At 50.8% G+C, this 23,617-nt stretch carries 21 protein-coding genes; 14 read left to right on the forward strand and 7 right to left on the reverse strand.

Features of this window, described 5'->3' with window-relative positions; all coding sequences use genetic code 11:
• Positions 1-602 precede the first annotated feature (602 nt).
• The gene (locus VLH40_05005; protein ID HSV31365.1) at positions 603-890 is read right to left on the reverse strand and encodes a hypothetical protein; all 288 of its coding nucleotides are present in this window, start codon (positions 888-890) and stop codon (positions 603-605) included.
• 314 nt (positions 891-1,204) lie between these two features.
• On the opposite strand from VLH40_05005, the gene VLH40_05010 reads away from it, so the two are divergent.
• From VLH40_05010 to mnmE, 3 genes are read left to right on the forward strand one after another with little or no spacing between them, the layout of a single operon-like run.
• Positions 1,205-2,002 carry a YidC/Oxa1 family membrane protein insertase gene (locus tag VLH40_05010; protein ID HSV31366.1) on the forward strand — a complete coding sequence of 266 codons (798 nt, stop codon included), beginning with the start codon at positions 1,205-1,207 and terminating at the stop codon, positions 2,000-2,002.
• Positions 1,986-2,804, forward strand: a complete 819-nt coding sequence (jag, locus tag VLH40_05015) for an RNA-binding cell elongation regulator Jag/EloR (protein ID HSV31367.1) — start codon at positions 1,986-1,988, stop codon at positions 2,802-2,804. Before VLH40_05010 ends, jag begins: the two co-directional genes overlap by 17 nt.
• Positions 2,752-4,173, forward strand: coding sequence for a tRNA uridine-5-carboxymethylaminomethyl(34) synthesis GTPase MnmE (gene mnmE, locus VLH40_05020; protein HSV31368.1), 1,422 nt, complete (start codon positions 2,752-2,754; stop codon positions 4,171-4,173). Before jag ends, mnmE begins: the two co-directional genes overlap by 53 nt.
• 132 nt (positions 4,174-4,305) lie before the next feature.
• Here mnmE and rsmG read toward each other — a convergent pair whose 3' ends face one another.
• Together rsmG and VLH40_05030 are read right to left on the reverse strand one after the other, a co-directional pair.
• On the reverse strand, positions 4,306-5,037 hold the full coding sequence (gene rsmG / locus VLH40_05025; GenBank protein ID HSV31369.1) for a 16S rRNA (guanine(527)-N(7))-methyltransferase RsmG: 732 nt from the start codon (positions 5,035-5,037) through the stop codon (positions 4,306-4,308).
• 803 nt (positions 5,038-5,840) lie between these two features.
• On the reverse strand, positions 5,841-6,320 hold the full coding sequence (locus tag VLH40_05030) for a hypothetical protein (GenBank protein ID HSV31370.1): 480 nt from the start codon (positions 6,318-6,320) through the stop codon (positions 5,841-5,843).
• A 295-nt stretch (positions 6,321-6,615) separates the two neighbouring features.
• Between VLH40_05030 and VLH40_05035 the strand changes: the two genes are divergently transcribed.
• The 9 genes from VLH40_05035 (at position 6,616) to VLH40_05075 (ending at position 17,103) form a co-directional block, all read left to right on the forward strand.
• A complete protein-coding gene (locus VLH40_05035) occupies positions 6,616-9,267 on the forward strand; it encodes an HD domain-containing phosphohydrolase (GenBank protein ID HSV31371.1) in 2,652 nt (883 codons plus the stop codon).
• Positions 9,268-9,654: 387 nt separating this feature from the next.
• On the forward strand, positions 9,655-10,857 hold the full coding sequence (locus VLH40_05040) for an FprA family A-type flavoprotein (protein ID HSV31372.1): 1,203 nt from the start codon (positions 9,655-9,657) through the stop codon (positions 10,855-10,857).
• A gap of 119 nt (positions 10,858-10,976) precedes the next feature.
• Positions 10,977-11,468, forward strand: coding sequence for a ferritin (locus tag VLH40_05045; protein HSV31373.1), 492 nt, complete (start codon positions 10,977-10,979; stop codon positions 11,466-11,468).
• A gap of 772 nt (positions 11,469-12,240) precedes the next feature.
• Positions 12,241-13,284 carry a Gfo/Idh/MocA family oxidoreductase gene (locus VLH40_05050; GenBank protein ID HSV31374.1) on the forward strand — a complete coding sequence of 348 codons (1,044 nt, stop codon included), beginning with the start codon at positions 12,241-12,243 and terminating at the stop codon, positions 13,282-13,284.
• A gap of 217 nt (positions 13,285-13,501) precedes the next feature.
• Positions 13,502-13,762, forward strand: coding sequence for a hypothetical protein (locus VLH40_05055; GenBank protein HSV31375.1), 261 nt, complete (start codon positions 13,502-13,504; stop codon positions 13,760-13,762).
• 68 nt (positions 13,763-13,830) lie between these two features.
• On the forward strand, positions 13,831-14,070 hold the full coding sequence (locus VLH40_05060; protein ID HSV31376.1) for a thioredoxin family protein: 240 nt from the start codon (positions 13,831-13,833) through the stop codon (positions 14,068-14,070).
• 94 nt (positions 14,071-14,164) lie between these two features.
• Positions 14,165-15,832, forward strand: a complete 1,668-nt coding sequence (locus VLH40_05065) for a hypothetical protein (GenBank protein HSV31377.1) — start codon at positions 14,165-14,167, stop codon at positions 15,830-15,832.
• A 62-nt stretch (positions 15,833-15,894) separates the two neighbouring features.
• Positions 15,895-16,458, forward strand: a complete 564-nt coding sequence (locus VLH40_05070) for a thermonuclease family protein (protein ID HSV31378.1) — start codon at positions 15,895-15,897, stop codon at positions 16,456-16,458.
• A 117-nt stretch (positions 16,459-16,575) separates the two neighbouring features.
• Complete coding sequence (locus VLH40_05075) at positions 16,576-17,103, forward strand: TlpA disulfide reductase family protein (GenBank protein ID HSV31379.1); 528 nt, start codon at positions 16,576-16,578, stop codon at positions 17,101-17,103.
• 200 nt (positions 17,104-17,303) lie between these two features.
• On the opposite strand, the gene VLH40_05080 is transcribed toward VLH40_05075, so the two are convergent.
• The 3 genes from VLH40_05080 to VLH40_05090 form a co-directional block, all read right to left on the reverse strand.
• Complete coding sequence (locus VLH40_05080) at positions 17,304-18,014, reverse strand: cation diffusion facilitator family transporter (protein ID HSV31380.1); 711 nt, start codon at positions 18,012-18,014, stop codon at positions 17,304-17,306.
• On the reverse strand, positions 17,974-18,207 hold the full coding sequence (locus tag VLH40_05085) for a cation transporter (GenBank protein HSV31381.1): 234 nt from the start codon (positions 18,205-18,207) through the stop codon (positions 17,974-17,976). Before VLH40_05085 ends, VLH40_05080 begins: the two co-directional genes overlap by 41 nt.
• 186 nt (positions 18,208-18,393) lie before the next feature.
• Positions 18,394-19,005: a GNAT family N-acetyltransferase gene (locus tag VLH40_05090; GenBank protein HSV31382.1), complete on the reverse strand. Its 612-nt coding sequence runs from the start codon at positions 19,003-19,005 to the stop codon at positions 18,394-18,396.
• Between the two features lie 116 nt (positions 19,006-19,121).
• Between VLH40_05090 and VLH40_05095 the strand changes: the two genes are divergently transcribed.
• Positions 19,122-19,790: an SAM-dependent methyltransferase gene (locus VLH40_05095; GenBank protein HSV31383.1), complete on the forward strand. Its 669-nt coding sequence runs from the start codon at positions 19,122-19,124 to the stop codon at positions 19,788-19,790.
• Here the strand turns inward: VLH40_05095 and VLH40_05100 are convergent.
• Entirely contained in the window at positions 19,687-21,171 is a 1,485-nt protein-coding gene (locus VLH40_05100) for a PIG-L family deacetylase (GenBank protein HSV31384.1), read from the reverse strand. The two genes, VLH40_05095 and VLH40_05100, sit on opposite strands and share 104 nt — an antisense overlap.
• Positions 21,172-21,752: 581 nt before the next feature.
• On the opposite strand from VLH40_05100, the gene VLH40_05105 reads away from it, so the two are divergent.
• Complete coding sequence (locus VLH40_05105; GenBank protein ID HSV31385.1) at positions 21,753-23,450, forward strand: hypothetical protein; 1,698 nt, start codon at positions 21,753-21,755, stop codon at positions 23,448-23,450.
• Positions 23,451-23,617 lie beyond the last annotated feature (167 nt).

Genomic DNA, 23,617 nt, shown 5'->3' on the forward strand with positions numbered 1-23,617 from the left:
GACGCTACCGGTATGTCCGGTTGCGTAGAGTGGGGTGTAAAAAAGGGGCAGCAGTGATCAAAAGAGATGATGTTGTCCTTCCACAAGATGAGAGTCAGCAGCCGCAATAAATTGATTTTTCGACTGTAGGGGCGTATTAAATTATTTCATGCGTCAGCTCTGAGGTTGTGTCTAGCGTGTTGACCTTGGTAGATAATGTGGCTATAATGGTACCCGCACTATTGTATTCATTTATTTCCTGCGGTAAAAAGGGACCGAATATCTGCTTGCTGATAAATTCAGCTAATCATTGGTCTTGGGGAAACCGAGCTTGATGGCGAACAAAAGCTGTGGGAATTTTAAAAGGAGAGGCGTGGATGAAACAGACATTTCAACCTAATAAAAGCAGAATGCGAAAAACCCACGGCTTCCGGGAGAGAATGAAAACCAGGAACGGTCGTGATGTATTGAGTAGGCGGAGGAGGAAAGGGAGGGTCCGCTTGACCGTCTCGTCTCAATGAAATTGGATGAGGAATATTTCCAGAATAAGTGATTTTCGACGGATTTACCAGGAAGGCAAGAAGTATGATCGGGGTCCAATCAGATTGGTGGTTTTTTTTCGATCAGAAGATAATGTGCGGACATGCTTTTTGGGAAGAAGCCGACTGGCAGTCCGGAGAAACCGTATTAAGAGAAAGCTGAAAGAGTGTTTCCGTGAACATTATTTTCATAAAGTAGGACATTGTGCGGTCGATATTTTGTTCATGAGCGACGAGCGGCTGATACAGGCTGATTCCGGAGATGTTGTCCGGTGGATAGGTGATTTGCTTCAAAGAGCCGGCGTTATGAAAGAGGAAGCTCGTGCTGGCCTGTCTGAATGAAAAGATTTTAGCCTTATTCGATTGGGTCATTGCTTTCTATCAGCGGTACCTCTCCTTTCTTTTTCCTCCCTGCTGTCGATTTGAGCCGACCTGTTCACAATATGCCAGGGATTCCCTGAGAAAGTACGGCTTGTTTATGGGATTACTGAAGTCCGTCTGGCGCGTACTCCGATGTCATCCATATTCGAAGGGTGGCTTTGATCCGGCCTGAACAGAACCGGTTGGCAGCCGAGCGGTATTACTGCGTTATCCAGGTCTTTATATTTGTGCCGATAAAACACGATCTTTAAAAAGGGGATACACGTATGTGGACTCAAATATGGGATACTTTTGCAAACGGGATGATGTACATTCTCGAATTCTTTTATTCTTTGACCGGAAATTACGGAATATCGATCATACTTTTGACCGTCGTCATCCGCTTGGCACTTTATCCCGTGATCCACAAGCAGAATATTTCCACGCGGGCCATGCAACAGATCCAACCGGAAATAAAAAAACTCCAGGAAAAATATAAGAAAGAACCTCAGAAACTGAACCAGGAAATGATGAAGTTATATAAAGTAAGGGGGGTCAGTCCATTAGGGGGCTGCCTTCCTCTCTTGGTGCAAATGCCTTTTTTATTCGTTTTATACCGGGTCTTGGTTGCTTATGACTTTGGATACGCAGGGTTTTTATGGCTCCCGAACTTGGCTCAGAAAGACCCGCTTTATGCTCTGCCTCTCTTGATGGGTGCGACGACGTTTCTCCAACAGAAAATGTCCTCCCCTATGATGGGGGGCGAGGGAAACCAGCAGAATATGATCATGATGATCATTATGCCGATTTTCCTGGTTTTCATCAGTTGGAGTCTTCCCGCCGGCGTTCTCCTGCATTGGTTTATATCCAACCTACTTTTTATTTTCCAAACTTATATATTCGAAACACAGGCTCGTCGGAACAAAGCCCTATCCGCTCCAGGCGTTTCTGGTCCGGTTGTTGACGTCACGCCAGAAAAAGAAACTACTGAGATCAAGGAATTTAATGAGGTTCGAGAGATAACAGACGTTGAAGAGGTGAAGGTTCCCATAGAGAAGAAAGCTCCTTCGGTGTCAGGTTCTTCTCGAAAAAAGGGAGGCAAAAAACGTGCGAAGAAACGTTGAGATTTCCGGGAAAAACCTTGCAGAAGTCCTTGAGAGAGCTTCGTGTTATTTTGAAGTCGATCGGAAATCCCTTGGGTTTGAGGTCCTTTCCGAAAATCGGGGCTTTCTCGGGATATTTTCTCCACGCATGGTGCGGGTGCGGGTTTGGGTGGATAACGGTGAACGGATTGATCCCTTGTTGCCAAAAGTTGTGCGCAGTGAAAAGCCAGCCATAGAAGAAAAGCTTCGGGAAACCGGACTGCAAAAGGAAAAAGAGGAAGAGACCGTTCCGGTCAGCCAAGGAGAGCTGGAAGAGGCCAGGGAAGAAATCCGTCTTGTTTTTGGCCAACTGATTGGTAGAATGGAAATGGATATTGAATATCATGTCCGGGAAAATGGAAGAAAGATACTACTTGATATCGATGGGAAAGATGCAAGCCTTTTGATTGGAAAGTATGGAGAGACCCTTGAGGCCGTAGAGTCCTTCCTGAAAATTATCCTGGTCAAGAAAGGACTTCATCGGATTGGTCTGGATGTTGATGTTTCCGGATATCGGAAAAGACGGAGAGAAACGCTCATTAAACTGGCCAATAAGTTAGCGAGTAAAGTTCTTCAGGAAAAAAAGAAAATCAAGCTGGAGCCGATGGTTGCCCGTGATAGGAGGATTATCCATAAAGCATTGGAGGATCATCCCCAGATCATGACCTATAGCCTGGGAACAGAGCCGGATCGGCGGATCGTTATCGACTTGAGGAACGCCAGAAACAAAGATGGAAACAGAAAAAAACCGCAGAGACACCGAAGGCGCCCGAAACCTGAATGAAACCATTGTTGCCTGTGCGACCCCGCTCGGCACAGGCGCGATCGGTATCGTAAAAATAAGCGGACCGTATTCCATTTCAATCCTTGATCGAATATTTCGCCCCCGCTCGGCACAGGTAGTTTCTGAGTTCGAGAACTTCAGGCTCTATGTAGGCGATGTCATTGATCCTACGTCGGGGCAGGTTCTTGACGAAGCACTGGCAGTTTTGATGCGTAGTCCTCGAAGCTATACCCGGGAGGATGTTGTAGAAATTCAGTGTCATGGCGGCTCCTATCCGGTTCAGCGGATATTTTCTCTGGTAATAGAAAACGGAGCGGTCCCAGCCCCACCCGGCGAATTTACCCGACGAGCCTTCTTGAACGGCCGGATCGACCTGACCCAGGCCGAAGCAGTCGCCCACATCGTCCATGCCCGGTCGGATAAGGCCCTTGCATTATCGCATCGGATTCTTGCTGGTGACTTGGGGAAATTACTCCATCGGTGGCAGGGCCGCATTGCCTCTCTGCAGGCGACCATCCAGGCTTTTACCGACTTTTCGGATCAGATTGTTGGATCATGTACTGGTGAACCGGTGCTTAGGGATCTTGCTCAGTTCATCACGGAGATAGAAAGTGAAATAATTCGGAGTGAACGGCAGAAAGTGCTCCAGGAAAGCTTTCGAGTGGTCATTGCCGGAAAAACCAACGTTGGAAAGTCCAGCCTGTTTAACGCGTTGATTGCGCAGGACCGGGTTATCGTAACCGAAATAGCCGGGACGACCAGGGATATTGTTGAGGAAACCCTGTGCCTCGGCGGATGCATGATCAAGTTTGCCGATACAGCGGGGATACGTGTGACTGGTGATCCAATTGAACAGTTGGGTATGCAAAAAACTGAGACAACATTGGAGAAGGCCGACTTGATTATAGCCGTTTTGGACCGAAGCCAGCCCTTGACCCATAACGATCTAACTTTGGCCGAAATGCTTCAGGGTAAAGCCTGTTTACTGGTGCTCAATAAAGCAGACTTAGATAAGTATCATTGTAACGATAACCTTTATACCCATTTTAATGCCCGGGAGATTCATGAAATCTCTGCTCGTACCGGTTATGGTGTCGAGAAGCTGATCGATGCCATAACCGGGATCGCCTCCCAGTCCCTGGACGGTGAAGAAACATCCCTCGTGGCGACTGAGCGACAACGCTACTTTCTCCGCCAAACCCTTGATGCTTTAAGAAAAACCCGGAGCGTTTTGCTTGAAGACTACCCTCTGGATATGGCCGGATTCGAACTTGATGAGGCCAGCCGCGGGCTTGGGAGGATCATCGGCAAAGAATTTGACGATAAAATCGCAGACACACTTTTTTCGACGTTTTGTATTGGGAAATAAAAAAAGCCAGTCCAAGCGGGATCCCTTGCAGAATGATGTTCCACGTGGAACATCCAAACTCAATGTTTTTCCTCAATGTAATCAACCAACATTCCAACATAAGGATCGTTTCTTACCTACCATCGGTATCTCTCAACAGGATAGAGGTCTTTTTTGAGGAATACCAACCCTCCGAGGATATGAAGGTGGAGTTACTTTGTTTTTTCTCACCACGGCATAATATATTAGACGATGATACCCAGGTAGAGGTACAGCGAAAAGCCGTTCCAGTGCACACTCGAGTCTCAGCAAGGCATCCCGGGATACCTGGAGTTCTTCAAAAATCCGCGGTCCCTTAACAAAGACCGCAGAACCTCCAACCCGGACAAATGGACTGACTAATTCCAAGGCAACCGCCGTGCTTGCCAAAGCTCGGCTTATTCCGATGTCAAATGTGTCCCGTAAGTGATCAACTCTACCCGCTGTTTCCGCCCGCTGGCAAACGATGAATCCTTTTGGTAACTGAAGACGATAGAGCACATCTGAAATAAAACCGCATTTCTTCGCATTCGATTCGATAAAGGTCAGAGAGAGATGCGGAAAGAGAATGGATAAGGGAATGCCTGGTATGCCTGCCCCCGATCCTACATCGACTACAGAGGTATTTGGATCTTCGAATTCCTGTAGGGTCACCATGGTTATCGCTTCACATATGATGTTTTCGAAAATTTCCGCTTCTGTCTTAAAACCGGTCAGATTGAATAATCGATTTTGCTCCTTAAGAAGCTGTCCATAGGAAAAGAGTTTCTCGATTTGCTCAGGGGTAAGGTGATGATTGTAATACTGCGCTATAGAAAGCAAGGTCTTATAAAGACGTCGTTCCATAGTTTATCCACATCCTTTTTATTTTGGATGATCCGAAAGTAAGAATCAAATTATCCGAGAAAAAATGTCGTTGTGAACAAATTCTTCATATTTTACAACATGTTTGGATAATAATCGGATTAGTCGTGTTCCGTGACTTAACTGCAGGTAGCGTGGTATTCATACTATAAACAAATTATCCACAGGAACGGGATCCCTGAGTATAAGTATGTTTCACGTGGAACATGGTCTGAAACTTGGACTACAATTGGTCCTGCATTTACACGTTGTTAAGGTGATCGAGTTGTTTTCGTCATCCATAACTGTCTGATCGGGAATCAAGCTCGGCTTTTCAGGTGATTCAAGAACCGGTTTCTGTTCGATCTCTGAAAACTTAGCCCTGCGCCGTTTAAGGCTGCTTCGCCAAAGTGTAGCCCAAGCAAGTTTGAGCGCGCTCTTTTCAGCGAAGAAGCGGGGGATCACCCTGCTGCGCCTTCTTTGTTCGCCAAAATTGCCCTCGATTAGATTGGCGGTGCGCCGCCGGCGATAAAGGTGGGCGGGCGATGCCTCAAAATCCTCTTCGAGGCGGCTCATTGCCCGGGGGGAATACTTTTTCGTCCTTTTTGACCAGCTCCTTTGCTCCTGGAAAGCCTGATTCATAATCCGGAGCAGCTCTTACCGCAGTTAGGAGGGCTTTCGCTTCAGCCTGGCGCGCTCCCGGAATCCGCTCTAATACCCTGTGCCCCTTTAGGCGCCCGGTAGCGAACACGCCGCGGGACTGTGCCCAGACCTCGTCGATAACCTTCTTGAGGCTGGGAGCACCATCAGCAGCGATACTCACCGGGTCTTCTGCCGGGCGTGTTCGCTGAGAAAGCGAGCCAGCGACTGCGACTTTCCTTGTTGCCCAGCATGGGTAGCGGTATTTTTTCCCCGGTAGTCGAGAGGACCCAGGCGCACAGAATCCCTTCTTTCGGCCCCTTGAACGTGCGCGTCGGCTCATAAACCGCACCTAAGAAAATGCAGGACACATCGAACCCGGACAGGTCGCAGCCGCTCAAGGCCAAGCATGCTTCCCAGGGGGTTTCTGTGTCTTCGCTGACAGCGCCTTTGCCGATCAAGCGCTTACCCGGTTCCTCGGTAAAGGTTGCTTCAATATCCCGGGTCGACAGTCCCCGGGGATACCTTTCGGCCACCAGGTAGTGAGAAACGGCGCTGTTGCCCTTAACGGAACTCCCTAGTTTCGACGAATAGGTCTCTGCGGAGTTCCTTAGCTGGGGAAGAAAAAAATACCTTTGGTTAAACACTCACTAATCGCTTCACAAATACGCTCGGCGGGTGCTATGCTTGTCATAAGGGCGGGGCTCCTCTGTACCCTTCCCAGGGCGGTGGTTTTCTGGTAATTATCACCTCTGACGTCCAGGCCTTTATTTCCTTTTTACAGACATTTTTAAAGTCATGACCATTCCAGTGGGAAGAGACGGAGTCGGACTTAGCAAAGCTGTATGGGCAGCTATTGGCTCGAGGGCTTTAGTGTGTCACTGGATAGAATTCTTGGAATGCCGGTTATTATTGCGTAAAGAGAGGGTTTTTCTGTTACGTATGAAATCGACCCTGAGTGGTGGAGGAGTTCGTGGAAACAATGAAATCGAAAAAGCAGGAGACAATGCCTTGACCATCCAGAAAAAAATTCGTCTTGCCCTGGCGGTGAGTCTTTCGGTCGTATTCATGGTTCTCTGCGTGGTGAACTGGTGGATAGTACGGCGATTCGCAGACGATCATGACGAACTCTCCGCCCGACACCGGACGACCACGGCCCTGTTGGCCCTCGATCGGGAAATGGGCAATCTTCTCACCACTACCGAGGACTGGGCGGCCTGGGACGACACCTATGCCTTTATCGAGGAACGCAACCCCGAATATATTCAGGCCAACCTGGTCGACGAGACTTTTTCTCGGTACCGCTTCGCTTTTATGGTGTACGTGGACACCAGGGGAGAGTTGGTTTTTGGAAAGGGGTTCGATCCCGATTTGGGAAGGGAGACTCCAATCCCGGCAGAGCTTCTCGATCTTCTTGCCGCACAGGATGCTTTCTTGATTCCAGAGACATTGGAGGAGGGGACAGCCGGCTTACTCAGGCTGACGGACGAACTTTTCTTCATTGCTTCCCAACCCATCTTGACCAGTGAAGCCCGGGGACCATCGCGCGGAACGCTGCTTGTTGGAAAACCCGTCGATCTGTTCTTGCAGGAGTATGTCTCCTATATCACGCAACTCCCGGTTCGTTTCCACCTGGCCAGCGAGAAAACCGGTTCCGGGGAGAACTGGATTCTGGATCAGGCGTATCCGGTCCGGCTGGTCGCGACCGCCGACTCACTGACCGGCTTTGGTCTGATGAACGACGTGTTCGGAAATCCCGCCCTCGAGGTCGAAGTGTTCGGTCGCCGGGAATTCCTGGCGCAGGCCCACCTGGAAATCGGCTATATGGTCTTTGCCTTGGCGATCCTGGGATTACTGGCGATTGGGTTCATTACGTACTTTCTCGACACAATGGTCCTTAACCGCCTTCAGCGTCTGTATCGTTTTGTGATGGAAATTGGGCCGGGCGAATCCCTCGCCAGACGGATCGATTTGACCGGTGGTGACGAACTGAGCGAACTGGGGCATGCAGTGAATGGGATGCTCGACGATCTGGAAGAACATCTCCAAGAGCGAGAAAAAGCCGAAGAAATGATCCGAAGCCGGAACGAGGAGCTCGCCACCTTGAACGAGGAGCTCGCCACCTCGTTGGAAGAGCTGACATCCACGAACACTTCATTATTGGCCGCCGAGGAATCCTTGAAAAGCAGCGAATTGAAGTACCGCTCACTCTTTACCACCATGCAGGAGGCCTTTGCCCTCCACGAAATAGTGTATGATCAACTCGGGCGGGCGGTGGATTATCGGATTCTGGAGGTCAATCCGGCCTACGAGAATATAACCGGCATTGGAAAAGCACAGGCGGAAGGTAGGCTCGCTTTGGAACTTTATGGGACGGACCCTCCGCCCTATTTAGAAAATTACATTAGGGTCGCGCATTCCGGCCGACCGGAAAAATTTGAAACCTTTTTTGCACCGATGCAGAAATATTTTTCCATTTCGATCTTTTCCCTGGGTCAGAACCGCTTTGCGACTGTGGTCTCAGACATTACCGCCCGCTGGATAGCGGAAGAAAAAATCCGCTACCTGAGTTTTCACGATGCTTTGACTCAGTGTTTCAACCGGGCCTTCATCGAAGAGGAACTACGTCGCCTGAGCGACTCACGTGATCATTCCCTGGGGGTGGTGCTGTGTGACGTCAATGGTTTGAAGCTGACGAACGATGCCTTCGGTCACCCGAAAGGAGACAGGCTTCTGCAACGTTTTGCCTGGGTACTCCGTGAGACCTGCCGTAAGGAAGACCTGATCGGGCGCTGGGGTGGGGATGAGTTCATCATCCTGCTCCCCCGCACTCCGGAAAAAACGGTCCTGGACATTGTCGACCGGATCCGGGAGGCCTGCCGGAAGATTCCGCCGGATCCCATCCCCCTCAGTGTCTCTCTGGGTTGGGCGGTCAAGGTGGTTGCGGAGGAATCGGCCGATTCAGTGATTGCCCTGGCCGAAGAACGAATGTACCGGAGCAAACTGGCCGAGAGCCGCGAGACCCGCTCGTCGATCATTTCGTTCCTGAAATACTTGATGCGTGATCACGCCCTGGAAAGCGAAGAACACGTTGGACGCTTGGGTACCTTGGGGAAAATGATCGGCGAGGCGCTTGGACTCCCGGAGAACGACCTTGCGGAGCTCGATCGGCTGGCCCACCTCCATGACCTGGGCAAGGTTGCTATTTCCGAGACAATCCTCCAAAAGCCGAACTCCCTGACGAGCGAAGAGTGGGATATGGTCAAAAAACACCCGGAAGTGGGCTATCGGATCATTCAATCCTCCCCCGAATTAGCCTCTATCGCCGAGGCCGTCCTCACCCATCACGAACATTGGGATGGTACCGGCTACCCCCAAGGTCTCTCGGGTGAGGAGATTCCCCTCTTGGCCCGGATCATTGCCGTCGTGGATGCCTTTGAGGTGATGACCAGCGGCCGCCCCCCCTACAAAAAACCGATGACGACAAATGAGGGCATTGCGGAACTGATACGTTGCGCCGGGAGCCAGTTCGATCCCCGGGTGGTGGAGGTGTTCGTGGGGTTAATGGGGGATCAGGGTCGAATGTCCCAATAACCTTCGTTGGTCTTAACGATCTCACCTATACGAGTCCGTCTGTCGAAAAGGGGCAATCTATCATCTTGCTCCCCACCAGGAACGAGATGGTCCTCGGGTAAGTCGCTGAACACATCGCGAACTACATCCAGAGTCCTCTACCAGGCTCATTCCTCTAGCTTATCGTGGGGCATTAGACCCGCCCTCCCTGCAGCCAATCGGCGACCAGGGAATACCCGGAGAGCGCCTTGCCGGTCCCCTGAGAGCGGGGGAATGCTCACTGCTGGAGAAGGGGGCCTCACGGGATTATTGACCGGTTATTCCCGTTTAGTGCTATAATCAGCAAGGTTTCTCATACGACTGTGAAGGGAATGTACCGGAATTGAAGATGACGAGGAGGTGCCGAATATGCCGGCGGTTGCTATCCAACCCGATATTTACTGGATTGGGGTCAACGACCATACCACCGATTTGTTCGAGGGGTTATGGCCGATAACCCGGGAAGGAGTATCTTATAACGCGTATTTTGTCAACGCCGAGAAAAAAGCGATCATTGACTTGGCCAAATCCAGCAAAATCGACGAATTCATCGACCGGATCAATGAAATCTCAAAGGTTTCCGGTATTGATTATATCGTTCTTAACCATATGGAACCGGACCATACCGGTATTTTGAAAGTACTCCGGGAGATCGCCCCAGGAGCGGAGATACTTTGTTCGGCAAAGGCCGTGCCGATGGTGAATAACTTTTTTGGGATTACCGACAACATCCGGGTGGTTACGGACGGCGAGGAGCTCGACCTGGGAGGGAAAACGTTAAAGTTTTTTATGACCCCCTTCGTTCACTGGCCGGAAACCATGATGACCTATGAAGCCGGTTCGAAAATTCTCTTTTCCTGTGATGGATTCGGAGGGTATGGCGCTCTCCGGGGTGCGATTTTCGATGATGAGTGCACGGATTTCGACTTTTACGAAAAAGAATCACTCCGCTATTACGCCAATATCGTTGCTTCGTTCAGCAGCCAGGTCCTGAAAGCCATCGGCCGGTTGAATGATCTTCCGATATCGGTCATCGCTCCCTCCCACGGCCTGATCTGGCGGAAAAACCCCGGAAGGATTGTCGACCTCTATAAGCGTTGGGCCACATATGCCCACGATTCGGGTGAAGCGGCAGTGACCGTTCTTTATGGAACCATGTATGGAAACACCGGGGCGATGATGGATGCCGTCGTCCAGGGCCTCTCACGATCTGGTGTGTCTATCGATATCTTTGACGTGAGCCGGACGCATGGTAGCTATATTCTTCCTTCTCTGTGGGCCAAAGAGGGGGTGCTCCTGGGAGCGCCGACCTATGAAAACCGCCTGTTTCCTCCATCTGCGCATTTTCTCGACCTGGCCGAGCGAAAGGGTATGAAAAACAAAAAAATCGCCTATTTCGGGAGTTACGGGTGGGCCGGCGGTGCCCGCCGGGAGTTAGAGCAACGGCTCACCAGCCTTCGCTGGCAACTGGTCGATACCCTCGAATTTATTGGTGGTCCGGATTCCGGGGACCTTCGGAAAGGAGAAGCCTTCGGGAAGAAATTCGGTGATCTGATTCGGACAGGGAAATAAAGAGGAACTCTCGGCGGTTTATTCCTTTAATCGGATTACGAAAAAGAGGATGATGATCCTTCTTTCCTCCTTCAGGAAACGAGCGATTTTAAACCCAATGACACAAGGAGTGAATGTCTATGTTGAGCAAGAAGTTGGAAGCCGCGATCAACGAGCAAATCAAGAACGAACTGTACTCAGCTTATATGTATCTGGCCATGGCCGCCCAGTGCGAACCGCAGAACTTAAAAGGATTTGCCCATTGGCTGAAAGTGCAGGCCAATGAAGAAGTCTCCCATGCCATGAAGTTTTATAAATTCGTCAACGAACGAGGGGGGCGAGTCACACTGCACCAGATCGAACAACCGCCGGTCGAATATGGAAACCCGCAGGCAATCTTCCAGAAGGTTCTGGAACATGAACAGAAAGTCACCGCTATGATCAATAATCTATACGATAGCGCTCGCAGTGAAAACGATTATCCGGCGCAAAGCCTCCTGAACTGGTTTGTCGATGAGCAGGTCGAAGAAGAGGCCAATGCTGCCGAGATATTGGAAACCCTCCGAATGATCGGGGACAAGGGCCATGCCCTGGTGATGCTCGATCGGGAACTGGGTAAACGGGAAGAATGACCATTCAATGCGGCGCCCCGTGGGGCGCCGTTTTTTTCGAGGTTAACCACCTCCGAAGGAGGTGGTTCTCAGGCGTCGACGACAATATCCTTGGTCGGGCATGTGCTCCCCGCATCGTCAGGGTAGCTTTTTTGAGTACACAGGTGCTGGGTAGAGTGATCCGCAGCTTGCCTGTCGGGAAAGCCGTTTTGTCTTCATACATAGCCTCGAAGCGTTCCGATTTACTTATTGATTCCACTGCAATAAGTAATTTTGCTGCAAAAGAACGAAGGAAGCCTGGGCCTGAGCTGCCTAAATCAGCCGCCGAAATCACCGCATTTTCGAAGTAAAAAGGCCAAGGACGGCCTTTTCAGCATCACTGTAACCGGACGTGGTCTGATGCGTGCGAGAAAATGCCAGATGAGGCGGGGCTGATGGCAACGGGGCCTCGCTGAAATGAGTTTTTGCAGCAAAATCCTTATTTGAGTGAACAATAAGCGATGGCGATCCCCCCGGAAAGCTTGCTGAACTCCCCGGTTCGCCGGGTACTCGATCAGGTATATGTTATGCCGGGAGAAGTAGTCTCATTATTGCTGAACATCCTTCGCCTAAGAGTATTTTTTCCACCGGAGCTTTGGCCAGGCCGGAAGCACTGCACTTTCTTGAGTTGATACGCAATAAAGTGAACTGCACTGAGAGTGGATCATGAAGTACTTTGGGGTACAGCTATCGTTTTGGAGCACCGGTTCGGATGGAAGCAGGTGTCGTAAAAATAAAAAAAGGGGGTGGGTTATTGGATCGTATCGGTTTTGGTGTAATCGGGGCGGGGATCTGGGGAGAAGCGCACGCGAAAATCTTTTCCTCTCATCCCTATGCCCGTCTGGTGGGAGTCTGTGACCTGGTGGAGGACAAAGCCAGATCGCTTGCGGAAAAATACGGCGCCGCGCACTGGTATACCGACTATGAAAAGTTGTTGGCCAATCCCGATATTCAGGCGGTGGGTATCGCCACGCCCGATTTTGCCCACCGGGACCCGTGTATCGCCGCTTGCCAGGCGGGTAAACATATCCTGCTGGAAAAGCCGCTGGCCACCTCGCATGAGGATCTGACTGTTATGCGCAAAGCCTGGCAGGAATCCGGTGTGCGGTTGATGGTAGATTTTCATTCTCGCTGGAGCCCCCCTTTATACATTGCCTGGCAGAACATCCGGGAGGGATCACTCGGAAAACTCATCTCCATGTATTACCGACTCAACGACATCGTGTACGTTCCGACCAGGATGCTCCCCTGGGCGGAGCAATCGTCAATCCTGTGGTTTCTGGGAAGTCATACGGTGGATACCCTGCGGTTTTTCTCCGGCGGCGAAGTCCACCGCGTGTATTCTGTAAGTCGCTCGGAAGTACTGGTCAATAAAGGTGTTTTATTGCCTGATATTTATCAGAGTATTCTGGAATTTGACAACGGTGTGATCGCCAGCATCGAGAATAACTGGATCGTCCCGGATACCCATCCCCACTGGAACGATATTAAGCTGAACATTCTGGGTGAGCGGGGCATGATTAATATGGATTTAACCGGGAATCAAGCTTTCGAGCGCTATCTCCCGGAAAAAAGCGACCATCCGGACATTCTGATCATGCCGACGGTCCACGGAAAACCAATGGGATTCGCTTATGAAAGTATCCGGGATTTTGTCGACCGGCTGAGAAGTGGTGAGGAATTCCTGGTCGGGTTTGAGGATGGCTACCGGGTCAGTAAGGTCATCCTGGCCATCATGGATTCAGCCCGGGACCGGTTGCCGGTCGTAGTGGATTATGGGGAAGGGGGGGGATGTTGACCGGAACAGTATCGGATCGCCGACTGGATCGGCCACTCCTCGCCAATATGATTATCCTCTTGATGATCGTAACTGTCCTATAAAGATCCTTATGGGGTTTATGCGTAGACCCAAACACCAGTAAATTTACGCCGTCCCTTTTTGGCCGCTACCCCGGGATCGCTGCGTTATTTTCCGCAGCATAAGGGCGACAGAGGAAATCGACAGGACAGGCGAAGTGGCCGATGATCAGGACCTTGTCGATGACGAACGATTTCTCCCGCAAATATTCGATGTCGAAGCGGGCGATAGCGTAAAGCCAGAGATAGCCCAGGAAGAGTTCGCCGGAGAACCGTTTGTGTTTTTCGTTGACGGGCAGGATGAACAGTTAATACTCGAAGGCGATTTTCATCATCAGTTAAAACAGAGACCTCGAAAAAGGCATAGTCTATGTTTTGGCGGTGGAACATTTGTCCGTTCCGGCGGGGTTATTATATAAAGGTTCATCATATTGGCAAGGCGATTCTATGCCAAAAGGGTTTAATGGAGGAAAGGAGAGCAAAGACGATGAAAGTCCAGGTTTATGGTGTTCAGAAATGTAAAAAATGTCAGAACGTAATCGATGTCATCAAGGCATTTCTCGTCGACTACAGTATCGGGGCGGAAGTGGAACATATCAATGATCTGGGAAAACTTGCCGAAGCCGGGATATTGATGACCCCAGGTATCGCCGTTGATGGGAAAGTAGTTTCCCAGGGGAAAGTCCCCGCAGAGCAAGACCTCAAGGAATGGTTCGGAGTAGATTAGACGAAAAGCTGTATAATGTACAATGGTTATAAATTTTATTATAAGGGAACATTTCCTGGTTCTACCCGTATACTATGAAGAATAGGAAGAGGAGGTGCAGCAACTGAGGAAGCTTCTTTTTATTCTTACACTGATGATGTTCTTAGTCTGGACTGCCTGGGCAGGGGGGCATGAATTATATATCTATGGTTCTCTGGAAAACGTGTTCGCCATTGAAGACCAGAAAATGTATTCGGTTTTGGTGGACTTGGGAGACCATGGTTTGTCTGACGAAGAATGGGAGCACTTGCTCCCCGGGCCGGGAGAAGTCGTGATTCTCCCCTCACCCGGAGACGTGGCCACGAGCTTTGATATACTCGGACGCTTCGCCGATGAGGGACATGCTCTTGTCCTCTCCGACAGGCTGGAGATGGACGAGGGTGTTTTTCTGCCATTTTTCCGTCATACAGAGAATTACCGTTCGGTGCTTTTCTTCAATTTCGTGGACGACTCTTTAGACTCGCTGGCTCCCTTTTTGGAGGAAATTGAAAGGGCGCTCCCCGACCGGATCATTGTTGTGGGCACAGCGGAAAATTTGCCTTTCCTGATGAATGGGTTCGTACGCTTTGAAGACCGGATCACTTTCATCGACCGCCAGTCGGTTACGGCTGATTTTTCTCAGGTCCTGACTGTTGAAGAACTACCGGTTGTGAAATTTTTCTGGTCCTCTCGGTGCCTCATCTGCCGGAGGATCAAAAACGAGATTGCCGCCCCGCTATTAGAGCGTTACCAGGATGAAATCAAGGTGCTCTATCTCGATTATATCTTCGCCGAGAATTATGAGAAGTTGGTTGAACTCGAGGAATTCTGGCAGGTGAAAGAGAAAGCTTCCGTGACCGTATTCACTGAGGCGGGGTATCTTGCTTCTGAAGATGAAACGACATTTGCCGAAGAATTGGAAGCACTGATTGTCAGAACCCTGGGACTCCCCGAAGGGGAGCGGCGGGTCTTCCCCGTGAACGTTCCGGGGAGCGCCATGGAAAGCCTTATTCAGCGATTCGAGGGAATGACGCTTTGGGTGGTGGCCGGGGCGGGCCTTCTGGATGGCCTGAACCCCTGCGCTTTTGCTACCATAGTGTTCATGGTCAACCTGTTGTTGGCGTTGGGGTACAACCGCAATAAGATATTGAAAATCGGACTTACCTACAGCATGACCGTCTATGTTGTCTACTTCTTGCTCGGTCTTCTGTTGTTCCAAATCTGGCAGGTCCTGGAGGGATATTATTTCGTTACCCGAATCATGTACGGGGCGATGGCTTCATTGCTGCTTATCTTTGCCGTCTTCAGTATCAAAGATGCGATTCAGTATAAAAAAGACAAAAAAGAAACCGGGTTTTCCCTGGGGCTTCCCAAGGGAATACGCATAAAAATCAATCAGTATCTGAAAAAGAACTTCACCGACCGGAATTTGATAGTTGCCGCCGTCCTCAGCGGGGTGGTGATCTCGGTTCTCGAGGCGACGTGTACCGGCCAGATCTATTTTCCAATCATTATGCTCATCCATGCCGAAACCACCTATCGGTTGCGGGCCATCATGTACCTTCTCCTCTATAACGCTTTTTTTATTGTGCCCCTCCTGGTGGTGTTCGCTACGGTGTATTACGGAAGTCAGTCTAAAGCATTGGTTAGTTTCGGCCGGAAAAATATTCTTTTTTCCAAAATTGCGCTGGCCGGTTTGTTTTTCATGTTGAGCATCCTACTCTGGGGAACCGCTTTGTATTGATCGGTCTTTTCCAGGGAACAGTCAGAAGAGGAAAACGATAATTCAGAACAAAGGAGAAGATCATGAAAAAACTTTTTCTCGTCACGTTATTGTTCTTATTCTTGAGTGTGACCATGATCAGTGGCGGAGCGGGAGCCCAGGAAGGACCGATGACCGCGAGAATCCTTCGAGTTCCCCGACCCAACATTGTTCTCGCGGAAGTTTCCTATGGTGGAGAAACCTTACAGAAGAGGATCCGCCTGGCCGGGGTGAATCCTCCTCTCGGTCTGCCAGGAGTCTACGGTCAGGGACAGTTGGAATTGCGAAGACTGGTTGCCGACCGGGAGGTATATTTCGACTTTGCCCTGGGATTTGGCCCCGAAGACTCGCTCTGGACCGGATATCTTTACATTCCCGATCAGGATGAAGGAGACGGTGAGTGGATTGTGGTCAATGCGGAACTGATCAGGCAGGGTCTGGCTGAGGTAGATGAAAAAACCGCCGGGGAAAACCAACTGGTGTATTTATGGTCTCTCGAACAGAAAGCCCGGGAAAGTCTTTTAGGCCTGTGGAAAGACCGGGATATCATTGCCAGAGCCCGCAGTAGCCGGACTGATGATATTTGTCCGGAGTGCCTCCGGAACTGAACAGTGATGGATTAGTTTTCATGCTCGCAGTCGTCGGGCACCGACTGGTTGCGGATCTTACATGGAATATTGTTAATTGTTAACGACATTCAGGAATGACAGTATGGGGAGGAAGCGATGATGGAAAAAAGAGAAGAAAAAAAGGGGGGGTGGGGGAAGAACCCTCCCAAAAAATTGATACCAGTGGCGGTTGCCGTCGTTGTCGTGGTTTTCTTTTTGTTTCGTTCAGGAATGCTATCCTCACCGCCACAGGCCAGCGATTTTACCCTGGAAACGCTCGAAGGGGAAAAAGTATCCCTGGCGGATTACCTGGGACAGCCGGTGGTGATGGCGTTTTTTCTTGCCCGTTGCCCGGATTGTAATAAAGAAGCTCAGCTTCTTAACGAAATGCATGAACGGTACGGAGCCTCCCAGGGTCTCGTTATCCTGGGCATAGGATTAAGGCAAGAGATCGAGGAATTTGTGGAGAGGAACCAGATTATCTATCCGGTTCTTTACGACCGGGATATGACTGTGGCTCGGCTGTATGATGTCAGCCGGGTTCCTCATACCGTTTTCATCGACCGTCAAGGGAGGGTGGTCAGAGAACGCGTGGAATTGATGCCCAAAGAAGACCTGGAAAAATATATCCAGCAGATTCTTTAACCGGTTAAAATCCGAGGTTGGTGGTCAGCAGTATTTGTCGACGGTCAGTAACGGAGTCGGTTGTTGTCGATACGAGGGTTCCCGATCATTTACTGGGGAGAGGAGGAATTCTTCCGAAGCCAACCTGAGCAGTTCGGGTTGAAGAGGTACAGATATAACAGATGGCCTCATCTCATCCTGAGTTAAGCTGACCTGCCCGACTACCCTTTAGCTTTCAAGGTCCGATCCGGAACAGTCAAACCGGGTTCGATATGTACAAGGACGTCGGATAATCCCGGGAAAACCTTCTTTAACTTTCCTTCCACCTGACAGGCCAGGCTGTGCGCTTCGGATACCGACATAGCCTCATCGACCAGCACATGAAGGTCGATGTGAATGTCGTCTTCTTTCCCCCGGGTTCTCACCTTGTGACATTCGCGGATCCGGGGGATATCCATGACTGTTTGCTCGATGAGGCGGGGATCCAGGGTAATTCGATCGCAGAGAATGCCGGAACTTCGAACGAGTATGGTAACCGCAGTTTTCAGGATCAATCCGGCGATCACCACCGCTGTAGCCACGTCGAGCCAGTGAATACCCATTCTGATCCCGATCAACGTCCCGATGACGGAGAGAGAAACCAGGATATCACTGCGGGTATGCAGTGAATCGTTAATCAGTATTTCACTTTTCAAGCGATGTCCGGCTCGGTTCTCCCAGAAATAGACGAAGAGATTAACCGTGACGGTCAGAAGTAGGACGAGAAACCCGATTGCCGTAACTTCAGGAACTGTCGGATTTGACAGACGGGATAACCCGTCCCGCAGTAGATTGCCGCTTACCAGGAAGAGCATGATGGCGATGGTCAGGGAGGTGAATGTTTCGTATTTTCTATGTCCATAGGGATGTTCGCGGTCTGCCGGCTTGCTTATGAGCCACGGAAAGTCCGACTAAGGCAAGAACGTTTGCCGCTCCGTCGGTCAGAGAATGGAATCCATCTGCGGTGATACTGGCAGAACCGATCAGAAAACCATAGGTGATTTTGATCAGCGCGACCGCAATGTTCAGGAAAAAAATATACAGGAGAATTCGCTGACTGACAAAATACGTTCCGGATAAGTCCAATGAGCCAACCACCTTTTGTTCAAAAACAAAAAACCTGCGGGGGATATGCTTGGTCCCGCAGGTTCTCCTGCTGCTGTGTGCCCGGCTTTTCCGGTCGCAAGACCGGACGCCTGTTCCTAAACCAGCGCCATCAGGCTATCACGAAAGGAATGCCTTGTCTATGGGCAGATATATTGCCAAATATTGTCAAGACCTGGACAATCCATGAACCTTTTTTACCATGCGAATGAACTGGAAACGTTGTCCGCCGAGCAGAACCGACGGACCTTCCTTCCGGAATTCATAGCCTTCCCGGAGGTAAAACCGCCGGGCATTCCGGTTATCGACTTCGACATCTAAGGCTGTCTCACCCATTCCCAGGGCGCGGCCTTCGTGCTCAAAAACGTCTAACAGGTTTTTACCAATTCCTTTTCCCCGGAATTCCGGGGCGACTGCGAGACAACTTAAATAGTATTGACCGGTCGTAATGGTATGACTCATGCGGTATATTCTCAGGAGACGAAAAAAAAGGGGCAAGAACCCGCCTTTCAGGAAGCGGAGCATCCCCGCAGCGGTACCCGGTCCTTCCCGGTTATAGGTATGAGCATCCATGGCCAAAGCAACTCCGATGATTCGTTCATTGGCCAGAGCGAACCGGACATGTTCGAAACTGAACAGGTTATTTGGGCGGGTGAAAAGAAAGCGTAGCAGGTCCTCGACCCGGGGGCCAAACAAGGCCGGCAGCAGCCGGGGTCCGGAGAAAAGCACCAAGCGGGCAAAATCCGCGCTCTCGTGAGGCTGGGCTATTCTAATTTCCATAAGAGCCTCCCCAAGACTTGGTTAAACCGGCAATGGACCCGGCGTAGTCATGAAGTTTCTTCCAATTCGAACCCTTGTCTGGCAGAACGATATTCATTATAGTATGAGCCATGAAAATGTCAAGAATACCAGGTTTCCGGAAAATCAGGTCGATTGCGGAGAACACCTTATGGCTGATTTTCTGGCCGCTCATTCCCTGCCTTTTCGGAGAAAAGCGCTTCGAAAAACTCTACCGCTTCCGACCGGATCCCTGGAACTACCGGGGAAGTGAATTTGAGCAGGAAAAGTACCGGCGGATCCTCGATGCCATCCCGGAGGGTATTCATTCCGTTATCGAAATAGGATGCAGCGAAGGGGTTTTCACCGAAATGCTTCTGGAAAAAGGTTATACGGTGATCGGCGTGGACATTTCAGCCATAGCGATTGAACGCGCCGGGAAGCACCTGGAACGCTTTGGAGAACGGGTGAGGCTATGGAAACGGGACGTGACTCGCGAAGCGATCGAGGGAAGATATGACTTACTGATCATTGCCGAGATGCTCTATTACTTGGGTGGCCCCGGTCATCTTCGCCGGTTGCGGGCGATATTTCTGTCCTTGGTCCGGGGAGGTGGATATTTACTTCTCGAACACTTCCATCCTTCCGGAAAATTAATCCACAATGTATTCCTGGAAAGCGGCGTTATGCGTCTTCTCGACGAAACAGTCTATCCCCATCCCGATCGGGATTACTTGATAACTCTTCTTCAAAAACGACCAGACTCCAGGGAAAACGATCGACCATAAAATTCTTTCGCAAAAACGACTCGGCTGAGAAAAAGACCGTTTTTGGCGCCCTGTGTTGATTCAGCTGAAAGTCAAGCCGGATATACCCTGGTCCGGAATTCACCTGAGGAGGAGCGGCGTGCTTATCCCCCATGGTTTTAACTGCTCGCCTCCGGTTAAAGATGACATAGCTTTCCCGAAAGACAATTTCCCCCTCTCGATAGCCAACCAGCAAGATCCGGTAACGAACCCGCAAGGGAATCCCGGAATCGACAAACAGGGCAACGGAAAAGCGGTCTTCTCTCTGTTCCAGTTTCACTTTCTGGATATCCCCACCCCCCACCAACATCGGTAGTTTGAAGTCTCTACGAGAGCCAAAAATGGTCAGTGAGTCGTTCCAGGGAAGGCGATATGTAGTGTCGTGTGCGAAAATCTCGGTCCGCTTGGCAAAGGACAAGAGAAATTCCCGCAGTACCTTCTGACTCCGGTAGCTCTCTAGTGCCTTTTTTTTCAGGACGGTTTCTTCCGGGGTCAATTCGATATTGGTCCAGCGGCGTACCCCGAGTAGCTTGCGTGGTGGGTAGAGCCGGGACCGGGGATCATACCCCCATTGGGGAGGCCATCTGAAGCGGCCGTAATGAACCAGGTAAAGGAGGACTTGCAGGTTTTCGACCCATTTGACGCCCCGGCCCCGCAGTGTTTCCAGGGCTTCCCGGACGAAACAGTAAGTTGCCCGGTGGTCGGGATGAAGGTCGTACGAGTCAGGCAGATAGAGGGTATTGGGTTGAAACGATGTGAACAAGCGCATGATATCATCGAGGAGTTTGTTCCCACAGAAGACGGCTCCGGGAGTGTAACTGGTAAAGTACGGGCTCCGATAACCTTTAATGTTCCTTGAATAGTAAGGTTGATCGTGGGAATGAAAGAGCCACCACATTTTTTCCAGCCCCTTGTCCGGGTAGCCCAGGAAGATGATATTTTCCTTGGCTAAGCCAAGGATTTCCAGGGCTTTGATAGCCTCTCGTTGCCTTAAATAGCCCAGGTTCACTCCGCGGGGTAGTCGATTGGTTTCGCTCAGACCTTCGTATTCTAACCCGAAACCATCACCGGAGGTTACAAAAACAACTTTCACCGTCTGTCCCGCTGCAGCCGACCGTTGAATGATTCCGCCTGCAGCCAGGATTTCGTCGTCACAGTGCGGGGCGATGATCATGATCCGGTCAGAAGATTCGATGAACGGCTCGATATATTCGATATAGATTCGGGTATAGAATCTAATAAAAGGGTTATAGAGTACGCCGAAGGGGAGAGTTTTCAAGACGAAGAGAATCCCGACCAGTTTACCCCAGGTCGGAACGAATAAACGCAGGGTTTTTCGTATTTGTTCCCGCTTAACGGCCATAAAAAAGAGTGGTCCTACTTTTCCTGGGTAGGGCGCTGCTCTGACTGGGCGCATGGCTGTGGTTAGTCATCTATATTAGCTCTATGGGGCTGAGGTTCCCTTGGAGACAAGCAGTTTTCTGGAACAGTCGGATTCCTGCCCATTGCATTTCCGGAAGGACAAGGGTGATATACCGTCAGGCTTTTGGCGACCAAGGCCGATATTTTCTGACGCTGGCCATTCTCCCCGGAGGCAAATGATCGGATGGAAAGGGTCAGGGATATTCCCCGGTTTGTTTTTGGTGGAAGTGGTTGTCCGGTCATGCGTTCGTTCCTTTTCGCGGTCGGTTGCCGATCGGCCGATTCAGTCACGCACCATTGTACCCGAGACTTCCCGCTGGCGCAACCGCTTATTTCCTGGTGTGTCTCCTTTTGGTATGATATTGAAACAAAACGGTGAGAGGAAGGCAAAGCGGAGAATAAGAGAGTGCGAACAGGTGGGGCGAGGAGTCGTCCAACCGCTGCGTGGCGGATACCGGGATTGGGTTGGGATGGGTTTACGTATATGGGACGATGCGATCGAAAATAAGGAGGTGGTCTTTCGTGCAGAGTATCCCCGATCATTACCGACTTGGAGGCTACGCGGGCGATGTCGAGGACGCACTGAAGCGACTGAGCGAAGGTAAGTTCATTGAGCGGATCCGGGACCACGATCACACCCTCTGGTCATCGCAGCCGGATGAAATTGTAAACCGTCTGGGATGGCTGGATTCACCAAAATCCATGCGATCCCAGCTCGCGGAGATCGACGGGTTCTGTGCCGCCTTGCGGGAGGAGGGATACCAGCAGGCTCTTCTCCTGGGAATGGGTGGGTCGAGCTTGGCTCCCGAAGTATTCCGTCATACTTTCGGAGTCCAGGAGGGGTGGATTGACCTTGCGGTTTTGGACAGTACCGATCCGGAAAGGATACTCCGGGAAACGGAACGCCTGGACCGAAAAAAAACACTGTTTATCGTGTCTACAAAATCCGGTGGGACAGTGGAAACCATTTCCTTTTTTAAATACTTCTATAGGCTGGTTGCCGAGACGCAGGGCCAGGAAGAGGCCGGGCGCCATTTTGTCGCCATTACCGATTCCGGATCAAGTCTGATTGATCTGGCTGGTGAATGCCGTTTCCGCAAAATATTTTTGAACGATCCCAATCTGGGTGGTCGCTATTCTGCCCTGTCGCATTTCGGGTGCGTTCCGGCAGCGCTGGGCGGGATGGATCTAGATCGGCTGCTCGCCAGGGCGGAGCGGGAGATGGAACGATCCGGAATAAATATCCCGGTCATGGACAATCCTGGGCTGGTGCTGGGTGCGGCCATCGGGGAATGTGCCCGGCAGGGACGGGATAAGTTGACCTTCTTCATCGCTCCGGCTCTACGTTCTTTTGGAGATTGGGTCGAGCAGCTTATCGCTGAAAGTACCGGTAAATACGGTAAAGGAATCCTGCCGGTGGTGGGGGAACGGCCGGGGGCCGTTGCGGTGTATGGGACAGATCGCCTCTTTGTTTTTCTTGAAGACGGAGAAACCGAATTTCTTCCCGGTTTCGCTGACGCTGTGGCGCAGGCAGGCCATCCGGTTATCCGGTTTTCCGTTGACGACCACTATGGATTAGGTAGCCAGCTATACCGGTGGGAACTGGCAACCGCCGTCGCCGGCAGCCTTCTCAAAATCAACCCCTTCGATCAACCGGACGTCGAAACGGCAAAGCGACTGGCTCGCCGGATGGTCTCGGAATATTTGGAAAAGGGCGCGTTTCCCGCCGAATCCCCCATGCTTACCGAGGGTCCCGTCGATGTGTATGGCGAGGTCAGCGGAGTTTCACTGGGAGAGGTTCTCCGGGAATTTATAGGCCGGAAAAACGACAAAGGTTATATCAGTTTGCAAGCCTATGTCGATACCCGGCCGAGTATAAACTGTCTCCTCGACGAATTGCGCACTTTGGTGCGGGACAGAACCGGACTGGCCACCACGCTCGGTTATGGTCCTCGTTTTCTTCATTCCACCGGACAGCTCCACAAGGGTGATGCAGGGAACGGCCTTTTTATCCAGATCACGGCTCGCGACCGAAAGGACTGCCTCATACCGAATCATCCCGGAGGATCCGTCTCTTCGATGAGTTTCGGCATCCTGAAAGCCGCTCAGGCCCGGGGGGACCGGGAAGCTCTTCAGGAACGGAAACGACGGGTCGTCAGGTTCCATTTCAACGGAAGCGCGGAAGATGGTCTGCGCCACCTGATCAGTAGCTTGCCGTAATTCATTCCCAAGCCAGCCATCTTCCGGCGTCTCTTTTCTGTGGTGTTTTTTTCACCATGGAATGTGCTCCTTTAATAGTTTTTGACTATCATAACCGACTGCAAGGTGTTGACCGGTGGCCGATAAGTTCTTGGTAGAACACCATTTCCCGATGGCTTTCGGACAAT

It is taken from the genome of Atribacteraceae bacterium (assembly GCA_035477455.1).
Classification (GTDB): domain Bacteria; phylum Atribacterota; class Atribacteria; order Atribacterales; family Atribacteraceae; genus DATIKP01.